Here is an 8,105-nt window from a genome sequence, read left to right as displayed (position 1 = left end):
CTAACCATAACACCTTGAGTATAACAACCATGCCTGATTTAGAGTGCCGCTCTGCTTAATTGGTGATTGGTGATTGGTGATTGGTGATTGGGAAAATACAAATAATTTTCCCCTGCTCCCTGCTCCCTGCTCCCTGCCCCCCTGCTTCTTCTTGCCCTGCCTCCTACCTTGTCACAACGACAATTGTTAACGCCAGCTTACCTATATCAACATTACTTCATCCCCAATTTTTTCCATGATTCAAATATTAAATTATCCTTAACAAACGTAACAAAATTAATAACCCTTCTCAGAATATCTGAGAAGGGTTATTATATTTTCTTTCGGAAAAAGTGAATATATTTAGGGCTTGCTGAATAAATCTGGACTTACGCATCAATCGTCAAGAAACCTGGTTTCTGCGTAAGTTCTATAAATGTAAAACCTGTAGTGGAAAAGAGTTTTAGCGATTTTAATTTTCAATAAATGCAAGATTTTTGAAGCTGAGACCTAAAAAACCCTGCATTTTGGCTTGAAGAAATCCAAAAATTTGTTACCAACAGATAGCTAAAACTGTTCCCTGTTAAGAGTTTCCTGTACCCTGTCTCCACGACAGGACTTTTTCAGCAAACCTTGTGCTTCAGGTCTAATCTTCTGAAAGCTGTAAATACTTGACTATATTTTTAATGACTATTGGCGTTATCTTACAATTATTAGGAGTTCCGACCTGGACAATTTAGCCTAAGAAGAATATTCTTACAGCATTGTCCTTAATTTGTCAATACTTTTCAAAGTAGGCGTGAGTGATGGAAGTAATCTATCAGTATGCCTGGATTATTCCAGTATTACCCCTATTAGGAGCAATGCTGGTAGGTCTAGGGTTAATCTCGTTAAATCAGGTAACAAACCGCCTGCGACAGCTAAACGCTGTGGTTATTATCTCCCTGATGGGCGCAGCTATGGGGCTGTCTATGGCTCTGCTGTGGAGTCAATACCAAGGTCATGCACCTTATCTGCGTACCTTTGAATGGGCAGCAGCAGGTAATTTTCACTTGACGATGGGCTACACAATTGACAATCTCACAGCTATGATGCTAGTGGTTGTGACAACTGTAGCCTTTTTGGTGATGATTTACACTGATGGCTACATGGCGCATGACCCTGGTTATGTCCGGTTTTACGCCTATCTCAGTTTATTCGGCTCTTCCATGTTAGGGTTGGTGGTTAGTCCCAACCTAGTACAAATTTATATCTTTTGGGAATTGGTAGGGATGTGTTCCTACCTCCTCGTTGGTTTTTGGTACGATCGCAAGGCGGCGGCGGATGCTTGTCAAAAGGCTTTTGTCACTAACCGCGTTGGTGACTTTGGTTTACTGCTAGGTATTTTGGGTCTATTTTGGGCAACAGGCAGCTTTGATTTTACAATCATGGGCGATCGCCTGGGTGAATTAGTAGAATCTGGTTCTATCAGCAATTTCCTGGCTATCCTCTTCGCCATTTTGGTCTTCCTCGGTCCAGTTGCCAAGTCTGCCCAGTTCCCCCTCCATGTCTGGCTACCAGACGCAATGGAAGGTCCTACACCTATTTCCGCCCTGATCCACGCAGCAACAATGGTGGCGGCTGGTGTATTCCTAATAGCGCGGATGTACCCAGTATTTGAACACGTCCCCGCAGCAATGAACGTGATCGCTTTCACTGGGGCATTTACAGCATTTTTGGGCGCGACTATCGCTATTACCCAAAACGACATCAAAAAAGGACTCGCTTACTCCACCATTTCCCAACTTGGTTACATGGTGATGGCAATGGGTGTAGGCGCTTACAGTGCGGGTTTATTCCACCTGATGACCCATGCTTACTTTAAAGCGATGCTGTTCTTGGGTTCAGGTTCAGTTATTCACGGTATGGAAGCAGTGGTTGGCCATGATGCGGTATTGGCTCAAGATATGCGCTTAATGGGTGGACTGCGGAAATATATGCCCGCTACCGGGTTTACTTTCTTTATTGGTTGTTTAGCAATTTCCGGTATTCCTCCCTTTGCTGGTTTCTGGTCTAAGGATGAAATTCTCGGTGCGGCTTTTGCTGCTAACCCCCTGTTATGGTTTATTGGTTGGGTGACAGCGGGTATTACTGCTTTTTATATGTTTAGAATGTATTTCTCGACATTTGAAGGCAAATTCCGGGGTAATGATGAGAAAATCAAAACCATGCTCAAAGATGCTTCTGCTGCTAAGTTAGGTTTGGAATTACAACCTAATTTTGGACCAGGAGCAATGAAAAAAGGTGAGTTAGAAAGTCATGGTCACGGACACCACAGCAGTTCACCTCATGAGTCTCCTTGGACAATGACTCTACCTCTGTTGGTTTTGGCTGTTCCTTCTATTTTGATCGGTTTGGTGGGTACTCCCTACGCTAATTATTTTGAGCAGTTTATCTACTCTCCTAATGAAACCTTAGCTGAAGTAATGGAAAAAGCTGCGGAATTTGACCCCCATGAGTTTTATGTGATGGCGGGTAGTTCTGTGGCTATTTCTGTGGTGGGTATTACTTTAGCCGTGCTGATGTATTTGGCTCGGAAAATTGACCCCAGTGCGATCGCTTCTAAGATCAAATCTCTGTATGAGTTATCGTTGAATAAATGGTATTTTGACGATATTTATCATCAGGTATTTGTCCTTGGTTTGCGTCGTGTTGCTCGACAAGTGATGGAAGTTGATTTCCGCGTTGTTGATGGTGCGGTTAATTTGACTGGTTTCTTTACTCTTGTTAGTGGTGAAGGTTTGAAGTACCTGGAAAGCGGTCGGGTTCAGTTCTATGCCTTAATTGTTTTTGGGGCTGTTCTGGGCTTGGTGATCGTTTTTGGTGTGACTTAATTTTTATGGGGGTGGGTTTTCCTGCCCCTATTTTTTCTCACGCAAAGACGCAAAGGCGCAAAGTTATTGAACCACGAAGAACGCGAAGAACGCGAAGGGAAGAGGGGAAGAGGAAGGAATTTTATTAAAGAAGTGAGTGATACTTTTCGCTTAACTGATATTTCTCCTCATCCAGATTCCTATCTAGTTTTTAGGGTGTGTTAGGCTCGCAACAATAGGGTTAATGTACATTAACTGCTATGGGATCTAACGCACCCTACAAAATTACATCTTTCCTTTTGCCATCACTTGTTGCAGATGTTCACGAATTTCGTGCGCTCCGTCAATTTCTGACTGACGCAATTTTTGGAATAGTTCTACACAAGGTTGAGAATTTGCTTCTTGTGCATCTTGAATGTAACGTTCGTAAGCTTGCACTGCTGCTGCTTTGTTATGCAATACTGTGATAAAGTCGTATTCTAAATTACTAATTGGTTCTTGAGTTTTGGTCTGGGTAGCAGTCATTTTTTTGCTCCTTTATTTAACTATTTATTGAATTTATACAGATTATTTAAGTTATATTCATCTATCTCAAAGTGGACAAAATTATTACCTTTAGATAGAAGTATTCAGTTAATAATTGAACAAGGTTTTAAGTAACTCAACTTTAAAAAACGTCATACCCAGATCCCCGACTTCTTCAAAAAGTTGGGGATCTATCCACTGCTATATTTACTTTGACAGAGGTGGGTTATCCTCATATTCATCGGAATACTGAAATACGAATTTGTTTTGTATTTCTCTATTCTCTTGATGCACGATAGGACAATATTTTGTGTTTGCACTCATGCAGTCCATGTGGGGTGTTTTAGCACATACTAATAATAGTCCCCCCAAAATGAGTAATAAGCTACAAATTGCTGCTGTTTGTGTGCCGGAAATATCTAACGTACCATGAACAACTACTTCCCGCAGTACGGAAACTATTGCCACCTCCACGGCTACACCTACGGAAATACTATGTTCTTGTAAGTAAACTATGAGTAGTCGAAATAATTCCACGAGAATTAACACAAATAGTATTTTTGATGTCAATTCTTTGTAGTCTAATGAATTAATGATGGCAATAACTATCCCCCACAATTGTATCAACATTACCGCAAATAAGGCTAAACATAATACCATCACTATGAGGTCTTGAAAAGCCTCCATGTTACGCACTATTGCATAGCGATCTAACCAGCGATCGCAAAATAAAAATCTACTCTTGAAGCGTTTTTGCATGACTGTTTACATTCCAATGGCAGTCAGTAAGCTATCAGCTATCAGCTATCAGCAGTCAGCTTTTTAGGGTTACACCAAAAATCATTAGGTTGATAATTGATCAAATATTCTGACTACTGTTAGGGTTTAGCATTGCTAAACCCCTACTGACTCAATTCTGAACTCTTACCAATATTCCTATTTTTACGTAACATTAATGTTTTCTGCCTCAGCGTGGTTTGTTATTTAATTTTTGTATTTGTGTTAACAATTTGTCGGCATTATTCACCCATTGAGTATTACCTTGATTTTTATACAAATCTCTCGCATATTTGATTAGTTTTACGGCTTCTGGATATTGTTTCAATTGTACAAATACTAATCCTGCACCATAATAAGCATCGGCATAATTTGCATTTGCTTGGGTGGATTTTCTAAATGCTGCTAATGCTTCCTTAAATTTGCCTTGATTAAATAAAATTGAACCTAAATTATAATGAGCTTCTGCATATCTGGGATTGATAGTTATTGCAGCGGTAAATGCTGATTTTGCTAGTTCAATTCTACCTTTTTGTAAATAACAAAGTCCTAAATGATAGGAAGGTTCTGGAGAATTTGGACTATGTATGATCGCTTGTTGAAAAGAGGCGATCGCCCCATCCCAATCTTTTTTAATTTCTCGTATCAATCCTAAGTTATAATGAGCAAAACCCAATTTTGGATCTAGTTGTAAAGCTCGTTGTAAATAATCATTTGCTAACTGTAAATTATTCCCTTCTAACAAAGCACTACCTAAATTTGCAAAAGCTAATGCAAACTGTGGATCGGCTTGCGTAGCTTGATAAAATGCGTCCGCTGCTGGTTGTAACTTTCCAGTTTGTCGCAGTGCTAACCCTAAATTATAATGCGCTGCTGCTAAAGTCGGATCTAATTGTGTTGCTTGACGAAAAGCGTTAATAGCTTCTTGTATTTTTCCCCTTTGAATAGCTTGTAAACCCCTATTTAACCAGTCTAAAGCAATTTGACGAGGAGTTTGAGCTAATAGGTGACAGGTGACAGGTGACAGGTGACAGGTGACAGCAGATGGGGAAATGGGGAAATGGGGAGAAGTGGAAAATACTGGCTTAATATTGATATCTAGTACCAGTAAAGTAACAATGCCAATAAAAGGATATTTTTTTAAGGAAATAGTCATAAATTAGCCGAATAATATTGTCACTAAATATTGAGTATGAACCTATTTTTTAACAAATATTTTATAATTGGTATATAAATTAGCATAGCTTAATATTACTTAATCTTAATCTTACGATAAACTACAATTTTTTTGCACCGAGCTTAAAAGATGGATAATAAAAAAGTCAGGAGTCAGGAGTCGTAGAGGCGAAGCATTCGGGCGACTAATTATCAATTTTATGAAAAGGCTATTTTCCGAATGCTTCGCGCCTACTTTGCCCGTACAGTAGTCATAATGTTTGATAAATCAGTGAAATAAGCCAATAACAATTTTGAGTATAGCTGTTAAAAAGCTGAAAGCTGAAAGCTGACTGCTGAAAGCTAAAAAAATTACTCCTGAAAAATACATAATACGGTTGAGGGAATCACCGTAAAGGAGGGTTTATGAGCGAAAAAGTAAAATCCGGTTCGCGGAATGTAGCAATTGTTGGACCCTATTCCAGTGGCAAAACCACATTATTAGAAAGTTTGTTATTTGTCACCGGAGCAATTTCTCGCAAAGGTAACATTAAAGATGTTAACACAGTTGGAGATAGTGCTAATGAAGCACGCGATCGCCGCATGAGTGTAGAAGTTTCCACAGCTTGTACAGAATACGAAAATACACGCTTCACCTTTATAGACTGTCCTGGTTCAGTAGAATTTGTCCAAGAAACTTATAATGCTTTAATGGGAATTGATGCAGCAATTGTTGTTTGCGAACCCATCAAAGATCGAGTTTTAACTTTAGCCCCATTATTCAAATTTCTCGATGATTGGGAAATTCCCCACATCGTATTTGTGAATAAAATGGATCGGGCAAATATTCATGTTCTAGAAACATTAAACGCCCTCAAAGCCGTTTCTAGTCGTCCTTTAGTGCTGCATCAATTCCCCATTATGCAAGGGGAAGAACTCACAGGATTTATTGATATGGTAAGTGAAAAAGCTTATCAATATCATGCTGGTGCTGCTGCTGATTCCATCCCATTTCCAGAAGCATTAAAAGCCGAAGAACATCAAGCGAGAGCAGAAATGTTAGAAACTTTGGCTGATTTTGATGATCATTTACTGGAAGAATTATTAGAAGATATCGAACCACCCCAAGAAGAAATTCTCAAAGATTTAAAACTAGAACTAGGTGCTGATTTAGTAGTACCAGTTTTCTTTGGAATTGCAGAACAAGATTATGGTGTGAGACCTTTATTAGAAGCAATATTAAGGGAAGCACCAGCACCAGAAACCACAATGGAACGGCGTTTAGAAAAAATTAGTGATACTCCTTTAGCGCAAGTTCTCAAAACCTTTTATACTCCCCAAGGTGGCAAACTTTCCTTAGTGCGAGTCTGGCAAGGAACATTAACAGATGGTATTGTTTTAAATGGTATTCGTGCTGGTGGTCTTTACCGTTTAATGGGACAACAACAACAGCAAATTAACGAAGCTGTAGCTGGAGAAATTGTTGCTATTTCTAGGTTAGAAGGAATTAAAACCGGAGATACAATTTCTACCAATTCCCACATTAAACAATTACCAAAAGCAGAAGAATTAGAACCAGTTTTTGCTTTAGCTATAACACCCGAAAAACGTAATGATGAAGTCAAACTTAGTGCTGCTATTACTAAGTTATTAGAAGAAGATCCTGCTTTAGCTTGGGAACAACATGGAGACACCCACGAAGTAATTTTGTGGGGACAAGGTGAGATACATTTGCAAGTTGCGTTAGATAGACTGCGACGCAAATATAACTTACCCATGTCTACCCATCTTCCCCAAATTCCTTACAAAGAAACTATCCGTAAACCAGTAAACGCAGTTCATGGACGTTATAAACATCAAAGTGGTGGACATGGACAATTTGGAGATGTTTATTTAGACATTCAACCATTAGCAAGGGGAGAAGGTTTCAATTTCCGGGAAACAATTGTTGGTGGTGTTGTTCCTAAACAATACATTCCTGGGGTAGAAATGGGAGTGAAAGAATTTCTGGCACATGGTCCTTTAGGTTTCCCGATGGTTGATGTTGCGGTGACATTAACTAATGGTTCTTATCACACCGTTGATAGTTCAGAACAAGCTTTTAAACAAGCTGCACGTCTCGCAATGCAAACAGGAGTACCCCAAGCACAACCTACCCTTTTAGAACCAATTTTAAAGGTAGATGTGAATACTCCTAGTGAGTTTACCTCTAAAGTTTTACAACTTTTAAGTGGTAGACGGGGACAAATTTTGGGTTATGAAGGTAGACAAGATTGGTCAGGATGGGATAATGTTTCTGCATACTTACCCCAAGCAGAAATGCACGATTTTATTGTAGAATTGCGATCGCTTACCTTGGGTGTTGGTTCTTTCCATTGGGAATATGATCACCTGCAAGAAGTACCGGATAAAATTGCTGAACGGGTTTTAAATACTAACAGTAAATAGTTCATCCTCGTTCCCAGTCTCCTGACTGGGAATGCTATTAGGAAGGTTCTACCTTCCTTTTTTTTCTCACGCAAAGACGCAAAGACGCAAAGGAAGAGGAGAAGATAAGATAAAAAAGTTTATTAGAAAATATAATAAAATCAACGTTTTGGATAAGGTAAAACACCTTTGAAATCTCCACATTCCCAGAAAGAACTATTAATCCAATCATTATCTTCAGCATCCCACAACAAATAATAGGCAACTAAGCTGTTGTGCAGCTAGATTGTATAATAGGGAATTAAGTAACTAAGCGATCGCTTCTGAATTATGCCAGCAAAAAACCATCTGTCTCAAGAACAGAGAGAAAAGCTGTTAAAACACCTAAAA

5 protein-coding genes are annotated in these 8,105 nt (G+C 39.2%); 2 read left to right on the top strand and 3 right to left on the bottom strand.

Annotated elements, in window-relative coordinates; translation table 11 throughout:
- Window positions 1-785: 785 nt before the first annotated feature.
- Window positions 786-2,852 (top strand): NAD(P)H-quinone oxidoreductase subunit 5, encoded by a 2,067-nt coding sequence (locus FFR48_RS22795; RefSeq protein WP_137668943.1) that lies wholly within the window; start codon window positions 786-788, stop codon window positions 2,850-2,852.
- A gap of 264 nt (window positions 2,853-3,116) precedes the next feature.
- Here FFR48_RS22795 and FFR48_RS22790 read toward each other — a convergent pair whose 3' ends face one another.
- From FFR48_RS22790 to FFR48_RS22780, 3 genes are all read right to left on the bottom strand, one after another.
- Complete coding sequence (locus FFR48_RS22790) at window positions 3,117-3,356, bottom strand: hypothetical protein (RefSeq protein ID WP_096570593.1); 240 nt, start codon at window positions 3,354-3,356, stop codon at window positions 3,117-3,119.
- Window positions 3,357-3,563: 207 nt separating this feature from the next.
- Window positions 3,564-4,115 (bottom strand): phosphate-starvation-inducible PsiE family protein, encoded by a 552-nt coding sequence (locus FFR48_RS22785; RefSeq protein ID WP_096570591.1) that lies wholly within the window; start codon window positions 4,113-4,115, stop codon window positions 3,564-3,566.
- A 208-nt stretch (window positions 4,116-4,323) separates the two neighbouring features.
- Window positions 4,324-5,289 carry a tetratricopeptide repeat protein gene (locus FFR48_RS22780; RefSeq protein WP_137668942.1) on the bottom strand — a complete coding sequence of 322 codons (966 nt, stop codon included), beginning with the start codon at window positions 5,287-5,289 and terminating at the stop codon, window positions 4,324-4,326.
- Window positions 5,290-5,714: 425 nt separating this feature from the next.
- Here FFR48_RS22780 and FFR48_RS22775 point away from each other — a divergent pair, with 425 nt between their 5' ends.
- On the top strand, window positions 5,715-7,736 hold the full coding sequence (locus FFR48_RS22775; protein WP_137668941.1) for an elongation factor G: 2,022 nt from the start codon (window positions 5,715-5,717) through the stop codon (window positions 7,734-7,736).
- Window positions 7,737-8,105: the final 369 nt, after the last annotated feature.

This window comes from Sphaerospermopsis reniformis (genome assembly GCF_005402885.1).
GTDB lineage: Bacteria > Cyanobacteriota > Cyanobacteriia > Cyanobacteriales > Nostocaceae > Sphaerospermopsis > Sphaerospermopsis kisseleviana.
The sequence above is the reverse complement of the archived record's forward strand: the minus strand, read 5'-3'. Positions and strand labels throughout refer to the sequence as shown.